Below are 24586 nucleotides of genomic sequence, written 5' to 3' on the forward strand. Positions count from 1 at the left end.
CGTAATCTAGCCTTTGAGGCCGGTGGCGGCCAGGAAGCCATGGGTCACGCGGCGCTGGAACAGCACATAGGCCAGCGCCACCGGCAGCGCGCCGAGCAGGGCCGCCGCCATCAGCTGGGCGTAGCGCACCCCGAAGGCGTCGTAGGTTTGGGTCAGGCCCAGCGGGATCGTCATCATGTCGTTCGAGGTGACGATGATGAAGGGCCACAGGAAGTTGTTCCAGGCCCCGATGAAGGTGACAATCGCCATCGCCCACACGATGTTGCCCGACACCGGCAGGTAGACGCTCCAGAGGATGCGCAGCGGTCCCGCGCCGTCCATCACCGCCGCTTCGCGGAAGTCCGCGGGGATCGCGTCGAAGAACTGCTTGAACACGTAGATGACCACCGGCGCGACCACCTGCGGCAGCACGATGCCGGCATAGCTGTTGATCAGGCCGAGCTGGTTCATCATCCGAAACAGCGGCACCAGGAGCGCTTCGAAAGGCACCAGGAAGGCCAGCATGGTCAGCCCGAAGACCAGGCTGCGGCCCCTGAAGCGCAGCTGCGAGAAGGCATAGGCGGCCATCAGGGACAGCGCCATCGTCACCAGCGTCACCAGGAGGGCCACCAGGGCGCTGTTGAACAGCCAGCGCCCGACATTGCCGGCGGCGAGCACCTTGGCGAAGGCTTCCAGGGTCCATTGCTGCGGCAGCCAGTGGAAGACGGCGGAGACGGTTTCGTGTTCGGGTCGCAGCGCGGTGCTCATCGCCCACAGCAGCGGCGCCACCCACATCGCGGCCAGCAGCAGCGCTGCAAAGGCGCCGACCAAGGTCCAGCCCAGGTTCGCGCGCGCCTTCATGCGTTTCTACTCGCCAGCCAGCGCACCAGGCCCGCGTGCGCCAGCGACAGCGCCACCACGATCACGACGAAGGCCACCGCGATCGCCGCCGCATAGCCGGCATCGCTCTGGGTGAAGGCGGTTTCGTACATGTAGTGCAGGGTCACGCGGGTGGTGTTGAAGGGTCCGCCCGTGGTCATGATGTAGGTCTGGCCGAAGATCTTCATCGACGCGATCAGCTGCAGCACCAGGGCCATGCCCACCACCGGGCGCAGCGCCGGCCAGGTGATGGTGCGAAACAGCGTGAAGCCGCGCGCGCCATCCAGGGCCGCGGCCTCGTACAAATCAGCCGGGATGTTGCGCAGGCCGGCCAGGAACATCAGCATGTTGAAGCCCACCGTCCACCAGATGGTGCCGATGGCAACCATCGGCATGGCCCAGGTGAGGTCGGCAAACCAGGCGCGCTGCATGCCGAGCACGTAGTTCACTACCCCGGAGGACGGCTGCAGCATCCAGTCGGCGATCAGGGTCATCACCGAGATCGGCAGCACGAAGGGCAGGAAGAATGCGCCTTGCAACCAGCTGCTGGCGCGGGTGAAGTGGTGCACCAGCAGCGCCATCACCAGGCCCAGCACCGTGAGCGGGATGACGGTCAGCAGCGCGAAATAAAAGGTGTTGCCGACCGCCGCCCAGAAGGATGGGTCCTGGATGAGCGTGACGTAGTTGTCGATGCCGATGAAGGCATTGGTGCGGGTCAGGCTGCTCTCCGTGAGGCTCATGTAGAACGTCTCGAGCGCGGGCAGGAAGAAGAACAGCAGGAAGGTGACGGCGAAGGGGGCCAGCAGCAGCGCCGCCGGCAGCGCGTCGCCGCGGCGCGCCCCTGGCTGGGAATGGGAAGCTGTCATCGACGCTTTCAAGGCTTAGTACCGGGGAGCGCGCTTGCGCACCAGGCGCGCCGCCTCGGTCTCGAACATGCGCAGTGCCTGCGCGGGCGTGAGCTGGGACGACAGCGCAGCCGGCAGGAATTTCGACGCCATCGCCTCCAGCGGCCCGGCCGCACCCATGTACCAGGCGTCCGGATCGTAGATCACGTGGCGCGGCACCTCGGCATACAGGCGGTTGGGCATCAGGGCCATGGCCGCTGGCGACTCGGCCACCGGCCGGTAGGCCAGCACGTGGCCGCCCTCGGCCCAGCCGAAAGAGTTTTTGCTGACAAACGCGACGAAGCGCATGACCGCGCGCGCCTTTTCCGGCGACATGGGGCGGCCTTCGCTGGCGGGAATGGCAAAGGCGTGCGAATCGGCCCAGACGCTGTCGTTTGCGTACATGCGCGGCAGCGGCACGATGCCGTACTCGAAGCCGAGCGTGCCCTTCCGGGTCGCGCGCACCATTTCGGGCACTTCCCACACCCCGTTGATCATGAAGCCCGCATTGCCGCCCATGAACTGGCTGGTCGAGGCCGGATAGTCCAGGCCCGGCTGGGCATAACCCTGCTGGAACCAGTACGACACGCGCGCCAGCGAATCGACACCGGCCGCGCCATAGGTGAAGCGGCCGTTCTGGATCAGGGGCACGTTGCGCTGCGCCAGCATTGACACCCACAGGCGCCAGATCGCATACGAACTCTGGCTGCTTTCCATCGTCATGCCGGGGCGTCCGGTCGTTTGCCTGACGGCGCGGAAGGCATCGGTCAGCGCGTCGATCCCCTGGATGGGTTTGAGGTTGCCCGAGTCGTCCAGCAGACCGGCCTTGCCGACCAGCGTCTTGTTGTAGTACAGGACCAGCGGGTGCAGGTCGAGCGGCACCGCATAGGTCTTGCCCGCGTGCTGGGACTTGTTCCACTGCCGGGGGTAGAAGTCTGCCGGATTCAGGCCGGCGTCCTGCAGCTCGCCGGCTTGAATAGGCCGCAGTACGCCGCCGCCGGCCAGGTTGGTCATGCGCGAGAGGTGGACGGTGGCCAGGTCTGGCCCGGCGCCGACCACCGAGGAGGTGATCAGCTTGGTGTAGAAGGGCTCGCCCCATTTGAGCGTGGTGCTGACCACGCGCACCTCGCGCTGGCTGGCGTTGAAGCGCCCGACCAGGTCGGCCATGCGCGCGCCGTCGCCGCCGCTGAGCAGCGTCCACATGCGCGCTTCGACCTGCGCGCAGGCCGGGGCACTGGCAAACACCGTCGCGAGCGCAATGCCGGCAAGGCGCACCGTGGTTGGGGTCAAGCTTGTCTCCTGGTCGTTCCGGGCCGATGCCTGTTGTATGAATTAATACTAACAAATAATTATTAGCCGTGGGCGTCTTCCTGAACCGCCGCGGACAGCCTGGCGCGCATGCATGCGGCATGAAATGCGGCCGGCCGCGCTGTTGCCGCCCGCCAGGCGCTATGATCCTGGCTCACCCTGCCCTGGAGTTTCGATGCGCCTTGCCTGCCTCGCCCTGCTGTCCGCCACCCTCTTCATCTCCCCTGCCCGTGCCGACCGCCTGGACGACGCCCTGCTCCAGGAAATGAAGCGCCGCCATGTGCCGGGCCTGTCCGTACTCGTGCTCAAGGACGGCAAGGTGATCAAGGAACGCGGCTATGGACTGGCCAATGTGGAGCACCAGGTGCCGGTGACGCCGCAAACGGTGTTCCAGTCCGGCTCGGTGGGCAAGACCTTTACCGCGGCGCTGATCCAGCTCCTGGAGCGGGACGGCAAGCTCACGCTCGACGACCCCATCTCGCGCCACCTGCCCGCCACGCCGGCCAGCTGGGAAAAGATCACGATCCGGCACCTGCTGTCGCATACCTCGGGACTGGGCGACCCCTACGAGATCATCGACTTCCGCAAGGACTACACGGACGACGAACTAATCGCCCTGGAAGCGACCGTGCCGGTGCGCTTCGCCCCGGGCGAGAAGTGGGCCTACAGTAATATGGGCTACCACCTGCTGGGCTTCATCGCCAACCGCGCCGGCGGCAAGTTCTACGGCGAGCAGCTGCGCGAGCGCATCTTCGCTCCGCTCGGCATGTCGACCCGCGTGATCAGCGAAGCCGACATCATCCCGCACCGCGCCGCCGGCTACGAATGGAAGGCAGGCGCCCTGCGCAACCAGGCCTGGGTCGCGCCGCGCCTGAACACGACCGCCGACGGCAGCCTGTATCTGACCGCGCGCGACCTGCTGCGCTGGGACCAGGCCCTGTATGGGGACACCATCCTCGACGCGCGCCTGCGCCAGGCCACGTTCACCCCGGCCAGGCTCAACGACGGCAGCAACGCGCCCTATGGCTACGGCTGGTTTGTCGATACCGTGAAGGGACGACGCCACATCTCGCACGGCGGCGCCTGGCAAGGCTTCCGCGCCCAGCTGTGCCGCTACGTGGACGACAAGCTCACGGTGGTCATCCTGGCCAACTCGGATTCGGCGCGGCCGTCGAAGTTCGCCGACATGGTGGCGGCGCATTACGTCCCGGCGCTGTTCGATGCGCCGCCGAAGGCGATTGCCGATCCAGAGCCAGGCCTGACGGCCTCGGTGCGCGAGGCCATGGCCAGCCTGGCCGCGGGCAAGACGCCTGCCGGCGCGAATGCGCAACTCGCGGCCAAGCTCACGCCCGCCGTGCTGGCGCGCGTGGTCGAAGCCCTGGGCGAAGCCGGCAAGCTGGGCTCGGTCGAGCTGCTGTCGCGCAACGAAGAAGCGGCGGGACGTCGCTTGCGCTACCGCTTCGGCTACGACAAGGAGACGCTGTTGGTGTCGCTGGCGGTGGACAAGGATGGCAAGTTCAGTGCGCTGAACTTTTCGCCGGAGTGAGGACCTGGCGGATGTGGCGCACTCATCCAGGTCGTCACTAACCAAAAACTATGTCATGACGCGATAAGCTCACAAAATAAGCAGGGACAAGCGGCCCGCTGCGACTTATCCGGCACCAGGCGCTAGGATCGTGGACTGCGCCAGATCGGTTGAATCCAAGGCCATGCGCGGACATTTACGCACGATGCGCACCGCCGTGCGCAAGGCGGGGGGAGCCAGCAGGCGACAGGCCCAAGTGGATGCGCACTCCAATCCATGTGCGCGATCCCGCGGCCGGCTGACCCGGTATTGTCGAGGAATGAAAGGTCCGCAGTCATGACGGGCGGGGCGTTGGGGACGGTTCGATTCTACCTGTCCAGGCACCGCGCCGTGCTTGCGAGCGTGCGTGGCGCTGCGTCGCGAGGACCGGCAAGCACGATTGCGCAACCCCAGGGCTGTCCGGCCCTTGCTTACACCTCGGCGGCGAGCCACTGCGCCGCGTGTACCCGGTTGCGGCCACTGCGCTTGGCGCCGTACATCAATTCATCGGCTTGCGCGATCAGGACATGGCCCGCCATGGCCGGCGCGCCGCGGGCAAAGCGCGCACTGACCACACCGAAGCTTGCGGTGGCGGAAATCCGGACATGGCCGTGCAGGCTGGCTGCCTCGGACACGGCGACGCGCATGCGCTCCGCGAGCGCGTGCCCCTCGGCGGGCCCGGTGTCGGGCAGGATCAGCAGAAATTCCTCGCCGCCATAGCGCACGACCGTATCGATGCCCTCGCGCGTCATCGACAACAGCAGCGCCGCAAAATCCTGCAGCAGCACGTCGCCGGCCTGGTGGCCGTGGGTATCGTTGATGGCCTTGAAGCCATCCAGGTCGCAGATGATGAGCGTCAGCGCGCCGCCCTCGGCGCGGGCGCGGTCGATTTCGTTTTCCAGCAGGCCGGTGTTCAGGTAACGCCGGTTGAAGGCGCCTGTGAGGGGGTCGCGCACGGACTGGTCGATCAGGGTCTGCTGGGTCCAGTACTGCCGCCGCGCCGCACGTGCATCCCGGTATGCAGCGGCGGCGCCGAACAGGTTTGCCAGCAGCAGGAGCAGCGCCATGGTCCCCAGATGGCGCGGGCTGACGGTGTCGACGGCATACGCAACGGCGAGGAAACCGGCGCTGGCCCCGACCGCAACGACGGTGGCGTTGACCAGGCGGTTCGGGATGAACAGGTAGACGATCGTCAGCATGATCGCCATCGACATGCCGTGGAGTTGCAGTTCACCGCGGGAGTACGTCACCAGCAGGAAGGACAGCATGGCAAGGGTGGTGAACGCGGTGGCCGCGCGATAGCCGGTAGCGGCGGGATTGGCGCTGCGGCGGGTCAGCACGATCCCGGCCAGGGCGACCAAGGCAATCGTCAGGCGCGCGATGAACAAGGCCAGCGTCTGCCAGCTGCTGCCGAGGTGGGCAACGTCGACCAGCGCGAAGACGAGATAGAACACTGCGCAAAACGACAGCGTACGCGTCAGCTCATGCTGGATGACGCCGCCCTGGTCGCGCAGGAAGGCCGATTCGAGGCTGGGGGAAGCGAATTCACCACGCCAGCGGGCGATGGCGTCGGGAGACTGCAAGGTGGACATTGGGGGGAAGGCGAGCGACGGGACAGGCCGACTGTAGCGAGTTCTTGCCTTGCTGTAAAGAAATTCGTGTAAGTTTCAACGCAACAGTCAATCGATTGTTGCAACAATCACTTAAGCCGGAACGCGGCGCTCTCCGGCGCTGCGGCCAACGCCAAAGCAAAGGCAATCGCATCCCGGCCGGCGCGGTAGAATCGCTCCTTTGTGCTGGTGCGACGTATGTGGATGGGTGTGCTGTGCGGCCTGCTGGCCGGTGCGATGTGGGGGCTGGTGTTCATCGCGCCCGAATTCCTGGGGGCCTTCTCGCCGCTGGAGCTGGCCGTGGGCCGCTACGTCGCCTATGGCGCCATGGCCTTCGGCCTGCTGCTGCCGCGCCTGGCGTCCCTGTTCGCCACCCTCCTCCCCGCCGACTATGCCGCCCTGCTGCGCCATGCGCTGGCCGGGAACCTCGTCTATTACATGCTGCTGGCGATGGGCGTGAAGTATGCGGGCGTGGCGCCGACTTCCCTCATTATCGGCATGCTGCCGGTCGTCGTCACCCTCCTGGGGCGCAACGACCACGGCGCGGTGCCGCTGCGGCGCCTGGCGCTGCCGTTGCTGCTGGTCGGCGTGGGCATCGCCTGCATCAACGTCGACACCTTCAGGCACGCCGGCGCCAGCCAGTCCAACGGAGACATCGCGCTGGGCGTGCTGTGCGCGACAGGCGCCCTGCTGTGCTGGAGCTGGTACGCCGTCGACAATGCGCGCTACCTGAAACGCAATCCGCAGTTTTCCAGCGCCCAGTGGTCGGCCTTGTATGGCTTGTCGACCGGCGTGGTCGCGCTGCTGCTCGGCGCCGGCGCATTCGCGTGGACGCTCGCCTCCGGCGACATCCAACCGGCTTCCCCGGAACGCAACTGGACCCTGTTCTGGACCTGCAACGCCCTGCTCGCGCTGGGCGCCTCGGTGATCGGCAACCACCTGTGGAACGTGGCCAGCCGCCGGGTGCCGGTCACGCTCTCCGGGCAGCTGATCCTGTTCGAAACCCTGTTCGCGCTGCTCTACGGCTTCCTCTACCGCGGCCACGGCCCGCGGCCGCTGGAGATCGCGGCGATCGCGCTGCTGGTCGCGGGCGTGACCTGGTCGGTGCGCCTGCACGCCGGCGACCAGGAAGCGCTGGCCTTCGAGGCCTCAGCGCTTCAGGCGGGACACGGCGACCTGGCCGAAGGTGACGGCGTGGCCGGCGCCGCCCATCGCCACCAGTCCTAGCCTGGCGCCGCTGCCCAGGCGGTGGGTCCAGGTGCCGCCCTGCACCCAGGCCTGGCCGTCCTGGCTGGACCAGGCGGTGTAGCGCTCCTCGTCTTTCGACCCAGCCGCGGCGCGCCGGATGTCGATCCGCAGCCAGGTCCATTCGCCGGGCGTGCCCACCACCGTATTGCCGTAGCGCGGATAGCCGGGCCCGACCGGCGCCAGCTCCTTGCCGAACTCCACCTGGCGCAGGCCGTCGTGGGCGAGTTCCACCAGCTTCACGTAGTTGTCGTCGTCGCGCATGACCACCAGTCCCGCCTGCACTGGCTTGCCGCAGCATTCGAGCGGCGCGTCCAGCCGGATGCGCGCCTCGATGCGCAAGTCGCCCTCCGGTAGCGCGGTAGCCAGCACCGTGGCGATATTGGTGTCGACGTGCAGGTCGGCGTCCTGCGTGGCCATGCGCAGGCCGGGCTGGCCGCCGGCGACGCTGCCGGCGGCGCCGGGACGCACCCAGCTCCAGCGCGCGTCGAGCCGCTCGCCCTCGAAGCGGTCCTGCCACAGCAGCGTGGCGGCAGGCGCGGCTGGCCGCGGCGGCGGCGCGGTCAAGGGACCGGGCCGCACTGCCGGCCGCGGCTGCGCGCTGTCGGACGGCCCCTGCCCGCCATTGATCACGGGCCAGCCGTCGACCCAGTCGATGCGGTCCAGCAGCAGCGGACGCCTGGTGAGCTTGTCCTCGACGCTGAAATAGCCCTTGTCGCGGTCGACCGCATGGTAGAAGGTCCACCACTGGCCGGCGGCATCCTGGAACACGGTGTTGTGGCCGGCGCCGATCCAGCGGTTGCCGTTCTGCGCCAGCACCGGCGTGCCGCCCACGCGGGCGGCGGCCATGTCGTTGCCCTGGCGGTCCAGGAAGGGGCCTTCGGGGCTGGCGGCGCGCCCCACATACAGCGCGTAGCCGGTCAGCGGTCCGCGGCAGCAGTCGGTGCTCGACGCGAACAGGTACCAGTGGCTGCCATGCCGCACCACCTCCGCGCCCTCGTAGCGGTTGGCCGCGCCGATGCGCACCGGATCGCCTTCGACCTTCAGCCCGTCGCGCGCGAGGCGCTGCACGTAGATGCCGCCGCCATAACTGCCGTAATACAGCCAGCGATCGCCCTGGGCGTCCTCGACCACATCCGGGTCGAAGGTCCAGTGGAAGTTGCAGCCCGCGCTGGAGCGGCGTGGCGGCACCACCAGCTGCGGCGCGGCCTTCCAGGGCCCGGCCGGCGAGGCGCTGGTCGCAACCGCGATCGCGCTGTCCGATTCGCAGCCCTTTTCCGGACTGTGGGCATCGGCCACGTCGGTGACCGTGAAATACAGGTAGTAGCTGCCGTTCTGGTAGACCGGTTCGGGCGCCCACAGTCCGGCCTTCGGGGCTGCGATGCCGCTAGGGCGCTGGTCGAAGGAATCGCGTACGAAATACCAGTTCACCAGGTCCACCGAGCGGTAGACCGGCATCATGTGGAACTTCCATCCCTTGCCCTCGCGCTCCTTGTAATTCACCGGGTCCATCGTGCAGTACATGTACCAGGTCGCGGGCGAGGTCGTGCGGTCGCGCAGCAGCGACGGGTCGGCGCAGCTCTCGGCCAGGCTGCCGTCGCCCAGGCGCAGGGACACGGGATTGGTGTAGGACTTGCCGGCGGCGGGTGCGGCTGCTTGCGCAAGGGCGGACAGCGCGGTACAGCCGGCCAGGATGGCGGGCAGCGCCACGTATTTGCAACGCAGGTACAGGGTCAAGGCGGTCTCCTGTGATCGATTCGTTCTTATTGGCAAAAAATAATCGATTCGGACGTGCTACGGCGCACGGGTGACAGGATGATGACCCGATTGTTGCTAGGCAAGCATATTTTGTAAATTGAAACTCATGTAGGACTATTGCCCGTAATCATGTGCTGATAGACTTACACGCTCAGCATTCCCGGCGCGTCTACCGTCTGCGGTCCAGACGAGCCCGCCGGCACGCACCCCGTCATTCATTCCGGTGCGGGTATAAAAGAAGATCAGGGGCAGTTTCATGAGCAAGAAAGAGTTTCGCCTGAAGCCGACGCTGCTGGCAGCGGCGGTGGCAGGCATCGTGTCGGCCAATGCGGGCGCGCAGCAAGCCACGGGCACCGAGGCACCGGCCGAAGTCGTCGTCACGGCCACGCGCGTGCCGACCCTGGTGTCGCGCACGCCGCTGGCCCTGAGCGTGGTCGGCGGCGAACAGCTGGTCATGGAAGGCAGCGACAGTCCCGCCCAGCTGGGCAAGCGCCTGCCGAATGTGCATCTCGACCAGGCCGCCGAAGGCCTGCGGATCACGATCCGCGGCGTGACCAGTGCCGATTCCACCGACAAGGGCGACCCGTCGGCGGCCTTCCTGCTCGACGGCGTGTACATCCCGCGCGGGCCGGCCCAGACCTTCGCTTTCCTGGACGTCGACCGTATCGAAGTGCTGCGCGGCCCCCAGGGCACGCTGTACGGCCGCAACACCACCGCCGGCGTGATCAATGTCATCTCGAACCTGCCGACCGCGCGCCTCGAAGGCAGCGCCGGACTGGAAGCCGGCACCCATGGCAGCCGCAAGTTCAACGCCACCGTCAACGTCCCGGTCAGCCCGGCGCTGGCCCTGCGCGCGGCGGTCGCCGGCCAGCGTCACGACAGCTACCTGCACAATGCCCAGGGCACGCCCTATGAACTGGGACTGGACCGGGACGAGCGCAGTGCGCGCCTGTCGGCCCTGCTCGCGCTGGGCCAGGATGCTTCGCTGCTGCTGCGCTACGACCATGGGCGCGCTTCCGAGAACAACGACCGCTTCGTGCCGGACACGAATTTCTACGACGGCATCTCGACCGGCGCCCCGACCTGGCGCGCGGGCAGCACCGACGCGCGCCTGACCAACGCCTTCCGGCCCCCGTACGCGGCGCCGGAACAGGGTTACAACGAAAAGCGCGCGCGCGGCATCGGCGTCCAGCTCGAATGGAAGCTCGGTCCGGCCACCCTCACCTACCTGGGCTCGCACCGCCGCTTCGACCAGGACATGCTGGTCAATTACTATTACCGCGTGGCCCCGGGCTTCGCGCTGGGCGTGCACAACCTCTACACCGGCAAGAACCGGGCGGACTCGCATGAGCTGCGCGTGTCCACCGACACGGCGCGCCGTCTGAGCGGCCAGGCCGGCCTGTACTATTTCAGCGAAGAGTCGCACACCACCTATGGCTTCCGTGGACTGCAGCCGCTTGGCCTGCCGCCGTACTACGTGTTCCCGTCCGGCCCGACGAAAGCCGACAGCCGCGCCGCCTTCGGCCAGCTGACCTGGCGCGTGGCGGACTGGCTGCGCGCCACCGCGGGTGCGCGCACCACCCACGACGACAAGTCGCGCATCGGCTCGACCAACTTCCAGCTGGCCGCGACTTTCAACCCGGCCACCGACCTGCGCATGCTCAATGCGGCGCAGATCTCGACCAGCAAGACCACCTGGCGCCTCGGCCTGGATGCCGACATCGGCGCCAATACGCTGGCCTGGGCCAGCATCGCCACCGGCTACAAGGCGGGCGGCTTCAACGACGGCTGCGCGGCCGGCAGTGCGGCCCTGGGCATCGCCTGCCCGGCGGCGATCGCGGTGCCGTCCGCGACCCTGTTCTACCAGCCGGAGACCCTGCGCTCGATCGAGATCGGCGCCCGCACCCGCTTGCCAGGCGGGCGCGCCACCCTCAATGCGGTGGCCTTCGACTACGACTACACCAACCTGCAGCTGTCGGGCGTGGCCATCCTGCAGGGCGCGCCGCGCTTCGTGACGGGCAACGCGGGTATTGCCAGCGTGCGCGGCCTGGAGCTCGACGGCGCAGTACAGGTGCTGGCCAAAGGCAGCCTGGCCTGGAGCCTGACCCTGCTCGATGCCCACTACGACGCCTACAAGCCGGACGGCGTGCGCTCCTGGGCCGGCCGCAAACTCGACCGCGCGCCGAGCCGGGTCGCGACCCTCGGCTACGACCACCGCTTCGCCGTCGCGGGCGGACAGCTCACCGCCGGCGTGTTCGCGCGCGCAAGCAGCGACTATGTCATCGCCGTCCCCACCCAGGCCCTGAGCTACCGCATCCCCTCGCACACCGCGACCGACCTGCGTCTCGGCTGGCAGCCGCAGGGCGCTGCCTGGAACGTGCTGGCGCGGGTGCGCAATCTGGAGAACGACGTGCGGCCGATCGCCATCGACAGCTTCGGCATGACCACGCCGAGCGACCCGCGCACAGTCGACCTGAGGATCGATTACCGCTTCTGAGCAGGCCGCACCACTACGACACGTCGCAACACGTCGCGCGCGGGCAGCGCGCAGAGAGGAAACACCGATCATGCAGTCACCGAAGCTCTTGTCCCGCATCGCCGGTGGGGCGCTGGCCGCCTTCCTCCTGACGCTGCTCCTGCGCGGCTGGAGCGGCACGACCCAGCTGATCGTGGCCAGTTCGCTCCTGATGTTCGGCTGCTGCTGGGCCAGCGCCGCCCACCTGCTGGGCGCGCGACCGGCACTGCGCTTCGTGGCGATCGCCGTGATCGTCGGCTGGTGCGCCGAGCAGCTGGGCACCACCTACGGCTGGTTCTTCGGCAGTTATACCTATACCGAGGTGCTCGGGCCGCGCGTGGGCGCGGTGCCCTTCGTGATTCCCCTGATGTGGTTTGCACTGAGCTATGTCGGTTATGTGCTGGCCAACCTGATCGTGTGGCAAACCCCTTGCGACGGCGCCGCGCCGCTGGGCCAGTCGGCCACCATGTCGCTGCTGGCCGCGCTGATCGTCACCGCCTATGACCTCGGGGCCGATCCCTACATGGTGTACAAGCTCAAGGCCTGGACCATGACCATGAAGGATGGCGACTGGTTCGGCGAGACCGTCCAGGGCTTCGCCGGCTGGATGCTGGTCTCCTTTGCGATCGTGTTCCTGTTCCGCCTCACGCTGCGCAAGTGGTCGGCCACACGCCCGGGCGCGGCGCACACGAAGCGCGACGTGCTGGTGCCGCTTGGCCTGTACGGCGGCCTGATGCTGTTCCAGGTGGCCGTGGGCGACCCGGTGGAAACCCGCACCATCGCGCTGTTCGCCATGGGTATCCCGCTGCTGTCGGCGCTGTGCGGAATGGGACGCTGGCGCGGCGCGCCAGGAGGCGCGGCATGAAGCGCGACCTTCCGGCGGCCACCGCCCTGGCCGCGCCGGCCATGCGGGCCGACCCGCTGGCCGACGACTCCATCGCCCGCATCCTGGCCGGCGCCGATCACGAGCAGATGATGCGCCGCATCGGCGCCGTCAACCGCGCACTCGGTGGCTGGGACAGCAACGCCACGCTGGACGGCTGGCGCGCCGGCAGCGACTGCGATCCGGCGATCGCGGCGGCGCTGGAAGCCTATGTGCGCGAGGCGCGCCTGCTGCCCGCCTGGATGGATGCGGCGGCGGTCGCGCGCGCCGAGGAGGTCTTCATGGACACCAGCATGCTGTCCTGCACCCTGCTGTTCTGCGCCAGCCTGCCCGAATGCTATGTGCTGCCCGACCTGTCGGCCGTGCTGCATGCGGCCGGCCAGCTCGAGCAGCATACCGACTACCGCATCCGCTCCACCGCCGCCATGATCTTCCCGGTCATGCTGCGCGGCGGGCTGGGAACGCCCGCCGGCGCCGGTGTGGCCCAGGCCATCAAGGTGCGGCTGATCCATGCGACCATCCGTTACCTGATCCTGCGCGGGCCGGTGCCCGCCGCACCGGAGAGCCGCCCGCCCCTGGCGCCCCAGGCGCCGGCCACCCACGGCATGTACGCGGCCCTGTATGCGGGCGGTTGGGACAGCGCGCGCGACGGCCTGCCCTGCAACCAGGAGCAGTTGGCCTACACGCTGCTGACCTTCGGCTATGTCTTCCTGCGCGCGATGCGCACGCTGGGCCTGGGCCTGCCCCAGGCCGACGAGGAAGCCTACCTGCACGCGTGGAATGTGCTGGGCCACGTGCTCGGCATCGACCGCGGCCTGATGGCCTCGACGATGAACGAGGCGCAGGTGCTGTTCGCATCCCTGCAGGCCCATGGACGCGCGTCGAGCCTCACGCCGGACCCGCGCCCGCAGCTGGCCGCCGCCCTGATGCAGGAGATGGAGCGGGAGATCCCGCTGCGCCTGTTGAAGCCTTTCCCGGTGCTGCTGACGCGCCGGCTGTGCGGACCCGCCGCGAGCAGCGACCTGGCGCTGACCCAGCGCGTGTCGCTCCTTGCGCGCGCGTTGTTCGCGGCCGGGATGGGCGCTACGCGCCTGTTCGATGCGCTGGTGCGCCTGGTCGTCCCGGGCTTTTCGATTTCCCGCATGCTCACGCGCGCCTTCGGCTACCGGCTGGTGACGCGCTTCCTGATGGACCAGACCCGGCCCCTCAAGCTGCCCGACGCCCTGCTCGGCCAGGTCACGGCCGTCACCTCTGGTTGGCGCCATGACCCGCAGGCCCCAGGATGGCTGAACAGGCTCGAGGCGCGCCTGGCCGGACGGCCGGCGCCAGAGAAAGGACAAGCATGAACTGCATTGCACGCCTGGTGCGCCGCTGGGCCGCCATCCACCTGCTGGCACTGGTCGCATGCTGCGCCTTCCTTGCGCCGCCGGCGCAGGCCGCATCGGCGCTTGCGCCCTTGACGCTGGGCGCCGGCGCCGACAAGGTCGAGGCCTGGGACCGGCTGTCGGTGCTGAACGACCCCGAGGGCAAGCTCGATCCTGCCGCCGCCCTGGCTGCGCTGGACGCCTACACCCGGCCGCAGTCGGCCCGCGCCACGCTCGGCGTGCTCCCCGGCGTGGTCTGGATGCGCATTCCCGTCTTCGCTCCCGCCAATGCCCCGGACACCTGGGTGCTGCAGGCCGATTTCGCCCTGATCGACCGCATGGACGTCTATGTCGAGACCGGCGGCAGGCTGCGCCATGTGGCCGTCACCGGCAAGAACCAGCCGGGCGCCGGCACCGCGCTGGGCGGGCCTTCGCCCGCGCTCGCGGTGCGCTTCGCTCCCGGCATGGCGCACACCGTGCTGCTGCGCGTCGACACCGAAGGCCCGAAGATCGTGCCTGTCACCTTCTGGCAGCCCAACGCCTTCCATGGCGCCTCGCTCACCGAGCAGCTGCTGCAGGGGATGCTGTTCGGGCTGGGCTTCACGATGTTCCTCTACAGCCTGGGCCAGTGGATCAACCTGCGCGACGCGCTGTTCGGCAAGTACGCGCTGCTGGTCGGCAGCGTCACCCTGTATTCGGCATGCTGGTTCGGCATCGCCAACCAGTATTTCTGGCAGGGGAACGTGTGGCTGAACCTGCACGCGGCCGGCATCCTGTCGCTCATGGCGTCCTGCGGCGCCTACCTGTTCATCGACCACCTGCTCACGCGCCCCGGCATGGACCGCGTCTTCAGCCGCCTGATGCGCATGGGCGCCCTGGTGTGCGTGATTGGCGCCGTCGCCTTCGGCGCGGACCTGATCGGCCACAAGACCCTGGTGGTATTGGTGAGCAGCCTGGGCATCCTGCCGATGCTGCTCGGCCTGCCCGGCGCCTACCGCCGCATGCGCGGCGGCGACTCGGTCGGCACCTACCTGCTGGTGGGCTGGGCGGTGAGCTTCGGGGCCGCGCTGGTGTCGTCCCAGATGATCAACGGCACACTGCCTGCCAACTTCTGGACCATGCACGCGCTGCAGTTCGGCGCCACCTTCGACATGGTGGTGTTCATGCGCATTTTGGGACTGCGCACCCAGGCCATGCAGGCCGCGATGCTGCGCGCGGAAGCGGGCACCCGCATGAAGTCGGAGTTTTTGGCCAACATGAGCCACGAGATCCGCACGCCGATGAACGCGATCATCGGCATGAGCCGCCTGGCGCTGATGGCCGAAACCAACCCCAAGCAGCGCAACTACCTCGGCAAGATCCTGGGCGCGAGCGAGCACCTGCTGGGCATCATCAACGACATCCTCGATTTTTCCAAGATCGAGGCCGGCAAGCTGGCGCTCGAAGCGGTGCCGTTTGCGCTGGACGACCTGCTCGAGCACCTGGCCAACATGAGCGGGCTGCGCACCGACGCCAAGGGCATCGAGCTGGTGTTCCGGGTCGGTCCAGGGGTGCCCGAGCGCGTGGTGGGCGACCCGCTGCGGCTCGGCCAGGTGCTGCTCAACCTTACCGGCAACGCCGTCAAGTTCACCGAGCGCGGCGAGATCGTGGTCTCGGTCGAGCTGCGCCGGCGCGAAGGCAATACGGTCAGCCTGCTGTTCGCGGTCAGCGACACCGGCATCGGCATGGACCAGGAGCAGGTGGGCCGGCTGTTCCAGTCCTTCAGCCAGGCCGATAGTTCCACCACCCGCAAGTACGGCGGCACCGGCCTGGGCCTGTCGATCTCGAAGCAGCTGGTCGAACTCATGCAGGGCAGTATCAGCGTGGCGAGCACACCCGGCCAGGGTAGCCGCTTCAGCTTCGAGCTGCCGCTGGGCGTGGCCGATGTCCCGGGGCCGGTAGCCGGTGCGGTCCCGCGCAGCGCCTCGCTGGCGCAGCTGCGCGCCCTGGTGGTGGACGACTGCGCCAGCGCGCGCGCGGCGCTGGTCGAGATGCTGGGCGGCTTCGGCGTCAACGCCGACGCCGCCGGCTCGGGCGAGGAATGCCTGGCGCAACTGGCATGCGCGGCGGCGACCGGCACGCCCTACCAGGTGGTGCTGATGGATTACATGATGCCCGGCCTGGACGGCGTGGAAACGATCCGCCGCATCCGCGCCGGGACCGATGGCGCGGCGCCGGTGGCGATCCTGATGGTCAGCGCCTGTTCGCGCGAATCGGTGCAGCAGCAGGAAGGCGAGCTGCCGCTGGACGGCTACCTGAACAAGCCGGTCGGCCCGGCCCTGCTCTACCACAGCCTGCTGCAGGTGCTGCAGCCCGCCGCGCACGCGCACCCCGTGCATCCGCTGCCGGTGCTGCCCGCCCGCGAGCTGCCGCGCCTGGACGGCGCGCGCATCCTGCTGGCCGAAGACAACGCCAACAATCGCGAAGTCGCGATCGACTTCATGGCGGCAAGCCGGATCCAGGTCGACGTCGCCCTGGACGGTGTGGAAGCCGTGCGCATGGCCGCCGCCGGCGACTACGACCTGGTGCTGATGGACATCCAGATGCCCGAGCTCGACGGCCTGGGCGCCACCCGCGCGATCCGCGCGATCGAGTCCCTGCGCGACTTGCCGATCGTCGCCATGACCGCGCATGCCTTGCCCGAAGACCGCGCACGCAGCCTGGCCGCGGGCATGAACGACCACGTGGTCAAGCCGATCGACCCCGACCTGCTGCTGTGCACGCTGCTCAAGTGGATCGACCCGGCGCGCCTGGCCGGACGCAGCCTGCCGGCGGCGGCAGCGGCCGCCCCGGCCTTGGCGGCCGCGGACAGCGCGTGGCCGCCGCTGCCGGTGGTCCAGGGCATCGACTGGCAGGCGGCGCTGGCCGGCGTGGACGGGCAGCGCAAGCGCCTGGAAAAGCGCGCCGGCAGCTTCGTGCGCGAGTACGGCAACGCCCCCCATATCCTGCGCGAAGCCCTGGCCTCGGGCGACTATGCGCGCCTGCAGTCGCTGGCGCACAACCTGAAATCGAGCGCGGCCTATGTTGGCGCCTTCGAACTGTCGGCCCAGGCCGGCCGCGTCGAGCAGGACCTGCGCGCCGGCCAGCTCGACCTGCTCGGTGCGCGCGTGCCGGTGCTGGTGCGCTCCAGCGAGACGGTGCTGAGCGGCCTGGCGCGCCTGGCCGCGGTGCCGCTGCAGCCCGATGCCGGAACCGACGGCCTGCGCGACGTGATGGCGCGCCTGGACAGCTTCCTGGCCGACGACGACGCCCGCGCCGAGGATGCATTGGCCGAGCTGCAGCTGCTGCTGGCCGGCACCGCCCATGCCGAGGCGCTGGATGCGATCCGGCGCGCGGTGGAAGACATCGAATACGCGGCGGCGCGCCCGCCGCTGTCCAGCCTGGCCCGCGCCCTGGACGCCCGCGAGGAGGACCGCGCATGAACGGTAGCGACATGCAAAAAGTGCTGGTGGCCGACGACGACGCCATCAACCGCGACGTGCTGGGCGAACTGCTCAAGCCCGAATACACCCTGCTGCTGGCCAAGAACGGCGCCCAGGCGCTGGAGCGGGCGGCGCGCCATGCGCCCGACCTGATCCTGCTCGACGTGATGATGCCGGACATGGACGGCTACGAGGTGCTGCGCCGCCTGCGCGCCGACCCGCAGACCGCGCACATCGCCGTGATCTTCATCTCCGGCCTGGACCGGCCCGAGGACGAAGCCAATGGCCTGAAGATGGGCGCGGCCGACTACATCACCAAGCCGTTCAACCCGAGCGTGGTGATGGCGCGCGTGGCGGTGCACCTGCAGTTGGTGCGCCAGCGCAGGATGCTCGAGCGCCTGGCCAACATCGACGGCCTGACCGAGCTGGCCAACCGCCGCCGCTTCGACGAAGTGTACGAGCTCGAATGGCAGCGCGCGCGCCGCAACGGCCAGCCGCTGTCGCTGGCCCTGCTCGACATCGACGCCTTCAAGCAGTTCAACGACCGCTACGGCCACCCGGCCGGTGACCGCGTGCTGCGCGCCGTGGCCCGCCTTGCCGCTGCCGGCATGCGCCGTCCGGCCGACCTGGCGGCGCGCTACGGCGGCGAGGAACTGGTGCTGCTCATGCCCGAGACCGATGCCGAAGCGGCGCAGTCGGTGGTGGCCGGCATCTGCGCCAGCATCGCCCAGCTGATGATCCCGCACGAGGCGTCCGGCGTGGCGCCGGTGCTGACGGTGAGCGTGGGCGGCGCGACCCTGCTGGCGGACAGCCGCGAGCAATCGAGCGAGCTGTTCGAGGCGGCCGACACCCATCTCTACCGCGCCAAGCAGTCGGGACGCAACCGCACCGTCTGGCGCAACGAGGTCCAGGCTCCGTAGCGCTCAGCCGCGGCAGACCAGGCCGAAGCGGGTCGCTTCGCAGCCGCGCTTCATGCAGGCCGCGGCGTGGTAGCCGGCCGCGCGGCACAGGCGCAGGGTTTCCGACAAAGGCGCCTCGGCGCCGGCCTGCTGGCCCTGGGGCGGCGGCGGCTCGGGCTGTTCGCGCGGCGCCGGGCGCGCAGGGGTGCTCGCTGCGCGCGCCCGGGTCTGCGCCAGCAGGCGCTCGCGCTCGCGCTCGGCCCACGACAGGTCCGGCGCAGGGCGCGCCTTTTTCGGCGGGGCGGCGGCAACACGGCGCTCCGGCTTTTTCTTGGCTGGAGCAGCGGCGGCACGGCGCTCGGGGGCGCGCTTCGCCTTCGGTGCAGCTGCGGCTTTCGGAGCAACGACGTCCGGCGTTTCTTCAAGACTGGGCGGGTCAGCAACCGGGGCCGCGGCCACGGCGGGCGCCTCTGCAGCTGGCGTGGCAGGCTCGGTGGACGGCGGGAGCATGCGCAGCGGCGGCGGGGTCCAGGCAGGCGCGGCTTCCGCGACCGGCGCGGGAGCAGCCGGCACGGGCGCGGGCGCGGCAAGTTTGACGGGCGAATTCCCGGCCACCACCGCGAGCGTGGACTGGACCTGGGTCTCGCGAACCATCCAGGTGGCGGCGCCGGCCACGGCCATTACGGCGACGGCGGCCACGCCCCAGCCCAGCGCCTTGCGGCCCCAGCGCTCGAACCAGGGCGCCGGCTCGCCGGCGGGCGGGATCGGCCAGTCCGGCTCGCGGCTGGAAAAGGATGCGGGCCAGGGTGGGATGCCGGCGGCGCGCGGCGGCGGTACAGGCGGTACCGGTGCGGGCGGCTCGGGCGCCGCGGCCGGTTCGGCCAGATCGGGCGCGGCTGCCGGCCGCAAGGTTTCGCGGCTGCGCCAGACCGCGGCCCGCGCGCGCGGCTGCGGCGCAGCCTCGGGCGGCGCCGGCTCCGGTGGCGGTTCGGGCGGCGGCGCGGCCGGCCGCAGCCGGCGGACAGCCTGTGCCGATGGGCCGGACTGGCTGTCGCCGATGTCTTCCAACAAACGGTTTTTCATGGCGGTGGCCTGCTGTGGAACAAGCCGAGTGTAGCCCAAGGCGCGCAAGCGTGGGTAGTCGCGTGCGGCAGGCGCGCCACAGGCCCCGTCTTCCTCCTGTGCGGCGCTCAGGCCTTGGCCGGGCGGTGGGTCACCACGCGGTAGAGATACCAGGCCAGCAGGACGCCGAAGATGATTTTCGAGACCGGGTCGATGTATTTACCGATTTGCTCGTAATTACTCTCCAGCAGGAAACCGCCGGCCGTTAGCACCCCGGTCCAGGCCAGCGAGCCGATCGTCGAATACAGCAGGAACTGGCCGAGCGACATGCAGGCAAGGCCGGCCGGTACCGAGATCAGGGTACGGATGGCGGGAATCAGGCGCCCGAACAGCACCACCGAGCGGCCGTGGCGGTCGAACGCGGCAATGGCCTTGTCGACATCCTCGGCGGTCACCGTCATCCAGCGCGCATGGCGGTCGGCAAACTTCTTCAGGCGTTCCTTGCCATAGATCCGGGCGCCGTAATACCAGGGCAAGGCGCCGGCGATGGAACCGGCGGTGCCGGCGATCAGCACCCCGGCCAGGCTCAGGTCGCCCCTGGCGACAACGAAACCGGCGAACGGCATGATCAATTCCGACGGGATGGGCGGGAAGATGTTTTCCAGGGCCATCAGGGCGAACACGCCCAGGTAGCCGCTGGACTCGAGGAACTTGGTGATGAATTCGAACATGAGGCAAGACTCCACTAACGGTGCAACCCGCAACATACCATCTTGTCAAGAACGCCTGCGCTCGCCAGATGCCGGTCAGGCAATGGCAGAGTTGCCACAACTTCGGTACCATGGGCGCTTGACCACCCTAGGGACTGCAATTGCTCAAGCTTAGCCTGGACGCACTCGAGATCGTCGAGACCATCGCCCGCAAGGGTTCGTTCGCGGGCGCCGCCAAGGAATTGTTCCGGGTGCCGTCGACCATCTCGTACACAGTATCCAAACTCGAGGAGGACCTCGGCGTGCGGCTGTTCGACCGCTTCGGTCCGAAAGTGGCGCTGACCCCTGCCGGCAAGGAATTGCTCAAGGAAGGCCGCTACCTGCTGCGCGCCGCAGGCGACCTCGAGTCGCGCGTGCGCCGCGTCGCCTCCGGCTGGGAAACCGAACTGGCCATCGGCATGGATTCGATGCTCGGTCCCTCCGCCCTGCAGCCGGACATCGAAGCCTTCTATGCGGTAGCCGACCAGACCCGCCTGCGCCTGGTGCGCGAAGTGCTGTCCGGGACCTGGGATGCCCTGCTTGACCGCCGCGTCGACCTGCTGGTGGGCGCGGCCGGCGAAGGTCCCTCCGGAGGCGGCTATACCGCCGAACCGATCGGTTCGAGCGCCTTCGTGTTCGCGGTGGCGCCCTGCCACCCGCTGGCTGCGCTGGCGCACCCGCTGGACAAGTCCGACCTGCTGCCCTACCGCGCCGTCGCCGTCTCGGACTCCGCGCGCCAGCTGGGACCGCGCACCGTGGGCCTGCTGTTCGGCCAGGACACCTTGACCGTGCCCGACATGGAAACCAAGTACGCCTTCCAGCTGCAGGGACTGGGTTTCGGCTTCCTGCCCGAGGCCTGGGCCCGGCCCGCTATTCAAAGCGGGCTGCTGGTGGAAAAGGCCGTGGTCGAGCCCAAGCCGGACGAGACCTTCTACCTGGCCTGGCGCAGCGGCGAGGAAGGCGCGGCGCTGTCCTGGTGGCTGCAGCGCATGCGCGCCGATTCGCCCTTTACACGCATGATCGCGCGGCCCTGCGTGCAGGTTCCCGGCTGATACCCTGCCCGCTTCAGGCAGGACGGGCGAAATAAACGAAGGTGCTTTTCGGGTAGACGTGCCGGTACAGCGGCCGCGCCAGGGCCTTGAGCGCCGCCTTCGGCTCCATCCAGCCGGAACTGCCGTTATAGAGCTTGCGCAGCGAAGGACGCAGCGGCGCCAGGCCCGCTTCGCGCCCCATCGCCACCAGCGACGCATGGGTGAAGGCGTTGATGTGCTCGAAGGGTGCGAGCGGCATGATGTCGTCCTTGCCGAGGGCGGCAAAGGTCTTCGCGTCCAGCAGCTTGCGGATGGCGCGTCCGGCGTCGGGCACGCTGATCTTCACCAGCCCGCCCGGACGCAGCGCCGCGGCGAGCTGCCTGAGCACCCTGCCCGGCTCGAGCAGGTGCTCGAAGACCTGCTCGGTATTGATGAAGTGGAAGGCGCGCTCCGGCAGGGCCTCGCCGTCGACGATGCGGATGCCGACCGATTGCGCATACGCGATGCGCACCTGCGACAGTTCCGCGCCGCAGACGTCGACCCCGTAGGCGCTGGCCATCTTCGACCACTCGGCCCAGCCGAAGCCGAAGTCCAGCGCCTTGAGCTCGGATGGCCGCAGGCCGAAATGCGCCAGCACGAATTCGACCTGGCCGGCCAGGTAGCGGTAATCGTCGAGGGCAAAGCGGGCGGCCACCGCGGCGCGCTCGGTAGCGGGCAGCCAGCGGTCGTAGATCTCTTCGAGGAGTATGGCAGCAGGCACCAGGGCCTGGTAGGCCAGCGAGCAGTGTCCGCACCGGGCCAGCTGGTAGTCGTAGCCGGCAAATGCGCGCTCGACCCGGCCCTCGTAGTGCTCCTGCATGTAGCGGCGGATGGCGGGGCTGTCCAGCGGCTCGCTGTAGAGCAGCTTGCCGGCGTCGCGCTGGCAACCGGGACAACGGTCGCGCTGGACCAGGATCGGTTGGGTCGAGTCTGGCATGCCGCTCTCCTCTGGCTCGTGGAGTCGATGGGGTCCTTGCCCGGGACTGGGCAATAGTAGTCCAAACGGCGCAGCCATGCCAATTCAGGAGGAACGCGGCGGGCGCGCCCCTCCTTCCCTGCTTACTGCGGCAGGTCGAACACCAGGATCTCGGCGTCCCGGGCCCCTGCCAGCTGCACGGCCTCTTCCGCCGTGACCTTCAGCGCATCGCCCCCGGCGAGGTCCACGCCGTTGACGCTGGCGCTGCCCCGGATCACGTGGACATAGGCCTGGCGGCCAGCAGCCAGCGGGTGGGTCAGCACATCGTCGCCGTGCATGATGGCGGCGTAGATCGACGCATCCTGGCGCATCGACACCGAGCCGTCGCGGCCGTCGTTGGAAGCGATCAGGCGCAGCCGGCCCTGCTTGGAGGCGGCGTCGAAATGCTTCTCTTCGTAGCCCGGCGCTTCGTTCACCGTGTTGGGCTCGATCCAGATCTGCAGGAAGTGCACGCCCTCCGTTTTCGAGTGATTGAACTCGCTGTGCACCACGCCGCTGCCGGCGCTCATGCGCTGCACGTCGCCGTAGCGCAGCACCGAACCGTTGCCCATGCTGTCCTTGTGCTCCAGCGCGCCATCGAGCACATAGGAGATGATCTCCATGTTGCGGTGGCCGTGCGACTCGAAGCCGCGGCCCGGGGCCACGTGGTCTTCATTGATCACCCGCAGCGGGCCGAAACCCATGTGCTTCGAATCCTGGTAATGGCCGAACGAGAAACTGTGTTGGGATTTGAGCCAACCGAAACTGGCGGCGCCGCGCTCATTGCTTTTACGTACGTTCAACATGGTGTTCTCCTGGTATGGGGTTGACCATCGAACCGTTCGATTATCGCGGGGCTGTCTTGTCTGCTGCTGCCCCGCGGCCGTTTGTTCGATGCGATGGAGTCATTATGCGCGGCGCGGGCGGGCTTGAAAAACGGATAATTTCAGGGGCTTTGATCGAATTTTTCGATCATGGGGGTGATGAAGACATCCTGGCGCCGTCGCTGTCCCGTAGGGTGGGCAGGTTTCCTGCCCAGGCGTTCAAATCACGGTTGAGCAGCAAGAGCGATTGCTCATCAGATGGATAGGCGCGTGGGCAAGGGACTTGCCCACCCTACGGGTTCAGGCAGCTTCAGCAGCCTGGGCGCCGGCCAGCGCATTGCTGCGCTCGACCTGCTGCCGGAAGAAGAACAGTCCCACCAGCATCAGCGCGATCGGCACCAGGGTCAGGTAGAACGCGAACTGCCCGTCGTAGCGCCCGAACACATAGCCCGTCACCATCGAGCCGGTGGTGCCGCCCAGCGCAGAGAAGATCACCAGGAGGCCCGTCATCGGCGCGTGCTGGTGCTTCGGCAGGGAGCTGAGCATCACCGAATTGATGCCCGGGTAGATCGGCGCCATGAACAGGCCGATCAGGGGGAAGACGAAGGCGGCCAGCGGCGCCGTGGTCCAGCCGACGTTCGGGTCGTGCGCGATGTTCTGGGCCAGCGGCAGCGCCATCAGCACGGTCGCGCCCATGGCGATCACGCAAAAGACCATCACCGGGAACCAGTTCAGGCGGCGCATGACGACGCCCGCCGACAGGCGGCCCACGGCCAGGCACAGGGCGAAGATGCTGGTCACCTGCACGCTCATCGCCGCAGGCAGTTTCAGGATCTCGTTGTTGAAGGTCGGCAGCCAGGTGCCGACCGCCTGCTCCACCAGCACGTAGAGGAAGGCCGTCATCACGAACACGCAGACCAGCGGACGCAGGAACAGGCGCAGCATGTCGAAGAAGTCCGCCACCGGCCCGCGGCTTGCAAGCGGGATCGCCTCGCTCTCGTCGAAGGCCGTGAACAGCACCAGGACGAAGGTCAGCGCGCACAGGCCTGACAAGAACCAGTAGACGTTCAGCCAGCTGGTCGAGGCCGGGTTGGTCGAGTCGATGAAGGCGCCGAAGATCCAGTAGGCGCTCAGCACGCCGACCATGAAGAAGCCTTCCAGGCTGTTCATGATGCCCGCGTGCTGCTTGCGGTCCTGCGCGACCAGGCCGACGGTGGAATACACCGACACCTTCACCAGCGCGAAGGCCACGCCCACGCACAGGAACAGCAGCTTGGCGGTGGCAAAGGCCGGCACCAGCGGCATGGCCAGCGTGGCGCAGGCGACGATCGCCAGCGCGGCCAGCATGGCGCGCTTGTAGCCGATGCGCTGCATGCTCGAGGCCACCACAAAAGACACGATCGCGATCGGCAGGTCCTTGAAGCCTTCGAGCATGCTGGCCGAGGCCTTGTCGACCCCGTAGTTGTTGATCACCTGCAGGATCACCGTGCCGACGCTGTTGAGCAGGATGGCGAACACGAAGTAGATGAGGAAGAGCGCCAGCAGTATCGGACGCTGGCCGGTTTTATTATTCACGC

18 protein-coding genes are annotated in these 24586 nt (G+C 68.4%); 8 read left to right on the top strand and 10 right to left on the bottom strand.

Translation table 11 applies throughout. From position 1 onward, the window contains the following. Positions 1-6 precede the first annotated feature (6 nt). From AC3XQU_RS03990 to AC3XQU_RS04000, 3 genes are read right to left on the bottom strand one after another with little or no spacing between them, the layout of a single operon-like run. Positions 7-840, bottom strand: coding sequence for a carbohydrate ABC transporter permease (locus tag AC3XQU_RS03990; protein ID WP_489872846.1), 834 nt, complete (start codon positions 838-840; stop codon positions 7-9). Further along, positions 837-1724, bottom strand: a complete 888-nt coding sequence (locus AC3XQU_RS03995; protein ID WP_489872847.1) for a carbohydrate ABC transporter permease — start codon at positions 1722-1724, stop codon at positions 837-839. Before AC3XQU_RS03995 ends, AC3XQU_RS03990 begins: the two co-directional genes overlap by 4 nt. Positions 1725-1739: 15 nt before the next feature. Continuing rightward, on the bottom strand, positions 1740-3032 hold the full coding sequence (locus AC3XQU_RS04000; protein WP_489872848.1) for an extracellular solute-binding protein: 1293 nt from the start codon (positions 3030-3032) through the stop codon (positions 1740-1742). A gap of 193 nt (positions 3033-3225) precedes the next feature. Here AC3XQU_RS04000 and AC3XQU_RS04005 point away from each other — a divergent pair, with 193 nt between their 5' ends. Beyond that, a complete protein-coding gene (locus AC3XQU_RS04005) occupies positions 3226-4596 on the top strand; it encodes a serine hydrolase domain-containing protein (RefSeq protein ID WP_489872849.1) in 1371 nt (456 codons plus the stop codon). 449 nt (positions 4597-5045) lie between these two features. Here the strand turns inward: AC3XQU_RS04005 and AC3XQU_RS04010 are convergent, their stop codons facing one another. Beyond that, complete coding sequence (locus AC3XQU_RS04010; protein ID WP_489872850.1) at positions 5046-6206, bottom strand: GGDEF domain-containing protein; 1161 nt, start codon at positions 6204-6206, stop codon at positions 5046-5048. 216 nt (positions 6207-6422) lie between these two features. Here AC3XQU_RS04010 and AC3XQU_RS04015 point away from each other — a divergent pair, with 216 nt between their 5' ends. Further along, complete coding sequence (locus tag AC3XQU_RS04015; RefSeq protein ID WP_489873200.1) at positions 6423-7451, top strand: DMT family transporter; 1029 nt, start codon at positions 6423-6425, stop codon at positions 7449-7451. Here the strand turns inward: AC3XQU_RS04015 and AC3XQU_RS04020 are convergent. Then, positions 7374-9206, bottom strand: a complete 1833-nt coding sequence (locus AC3XQU_RS04020) for a glycoside hydrolase family 43 protein (protein ID WP_489872851.1) — start codon at positions 9204-9206, stop codon at positions 7374-7376. The genes AC3XQU_RS04015 and AC3XQU_RS04020 overlap by 78 nt on opposite strands. A gap of 277 nt (positions 9207-9483) precedes the next feature. On the opposite strand from AC3XQU_RS04020, the gene AC3XQU_RS04025 reads away from it, so the two are divergent. From AC3XQU_RS04025 to AC3XQU_RS04045, 5 genes are all read left to right on the top strand, one after another. Beyond that, entirely contained in the window at positions 9484-11724 is a 2241-nt protein-coding gene (locus tag AC3XQU_RS04025; protein ID WP_489872852.1) for a TonB-dependent receptor, read from the top strand. Positions 11725-11794: 70 nt separating this feature from the next. Further along, positions 11795-12607, top strand: a complete 813-nt coding sequence (locus AC3XQU_RS04030) for a carotenoid biosynthesis protein (RefSeq protein WP_489872853.1) — start codon at positions 11795-11797, stop codon at positions 12605-12607. Continuing rightward, on the top strand, positions 12604-13971 hold the full coding sequence (locus tag AC3XQU_RS04035) for an oxygenase MpaB family protein (protein ID WP_489872854.1): 1368 nt from the start codon (positions 12604-12606) through the stop codon (positions 13969-13971). The genes AC3XQU_RS04030 and AC3XQU_RS04035 overlap by 4 nt, the downstream gene beginning before the upstream one ends. Then, positions 13968-17450 carry a hybrid sensor histidine kinase/response regulator gene (locus AC3XQU_RS04040; RefSeq protein WP_489872855.1) on the top strand — a complete coding sequence of 1161 codons (3483 nt, stop codon included), beginning with the start codon at positions 13968-13970 and terminating at the stop codon, positions 17448-17450. The genes AC3XQU_RS04035 and AC3XQU_RS04040 overlap by 4 nt, the downstream gene beginning before the upstream one ends. Beyond that, complete coding sequence (locus AC3XQU_RS04045; RefSeq protein WP_489872856.1) at positions 17447-18370, top strand: diguanylate cyclase; 924 nt, start codon at positions 17447-17449, stop codon at positions 18368-18370. Before AC3XQU_RS04040 ends, AC3XQU_RS04045 begins: the two co-directional genes overlap by 4 nt. 3 nt (positions 18371-18373) lie before the next feature. Here the strand turns inward: AC3XQU_RS04045 and AC3XQU_RS04050 are convergent, their stop codons facing one another. Then, positions 18374-19432 carry a hypothetical protein gene (locus AC3XQU_RS04050; RefSeq protein WP_489872857.1) on the bottom strand — a complete coding sequence of 353 codons (1059 nt, stop codon included), beginning with the start codon at positions 19430-19432 and terminating at the stop codon, positions 18374-18376. A 107-nt stretch (positions 19433-19539) separates the two neighbouring features. After that, positions 19540-20142, bottom strand: a complete 603-nt coding sequence (locus tag AC3XQU_RS04055) for a DedA family protein (protein ID WP_489872858.1) — start codon at positions 20140-20142, stop codon at positions 19540-19542. Between the two features lie 140 nt (positions 20143-20282). Between AC3XQU_RS04055 and AC3XQU_RS04060 the strand changes: the two genes are divergently transcribed. Beyond that, positions 20283-21212, top strand: coding sequence for a LysR family transcriptional regulator (locus AC3XQU_RS04060; protein ID WP_489872859.1), 930 nt, complete (start codon positions 20283-20285; stop codon positions 21210-21212). Between the two features lie 13 nt (positions 21213-21225). Here the strand turns inward: AC3XQU_RS04060 and AC3XQU_RS04065 are convergent, their stop codons facing one another. From AC3XQU_RS04065 to AC3XQU_RS04075, 3 genes are all read right to left on the bottom strand, one after another. Continuing rightward, positions 21226-22167: a class I SAM-dependent methyltransferase gene (locus tag AC3XQU_RS04065; RefSeq protein WP_489872860.1), complete on the bottom strand. Its 942-nt coding sequence runs from the start codon at positions 22165-22167 to the stop codon at positions 21226-21228. Between the two features lie 122 nt (positions 22168-22289). Next, positions 22290-22991 carry a pirin family protein gene (locus AC3XQU_RS04070; RefSeq protein WP_489872861.1) on the bottom strand — a complete coding sequence of 234 codons (702 nt, stop codon included), beginning with the start codon at positions 22989-22991 and terminating at the stop codon, positions 22290-22292. 318 nt (positions 22992-23309) lie between these two features. Continuing rightward, positions 23310-24584 carry an MFS transporter gene (locus tag AC3XQU_RS04075; RefSeq protein WP_489872862.1) on the bottom strand — a complete coding sequence of 425 codons (1275 nt, stop codon included), beginning with the start codon at positions 24582-24584 and terminating at the stop codon, positions 23310-23312. Between the last annotated feature and the right edge of the window lie 2 nt (positions 24585-24586).

The sequence above is a fragment of the Telluria sp. AZSoR62 genome, from assembly GCF_058111565.1.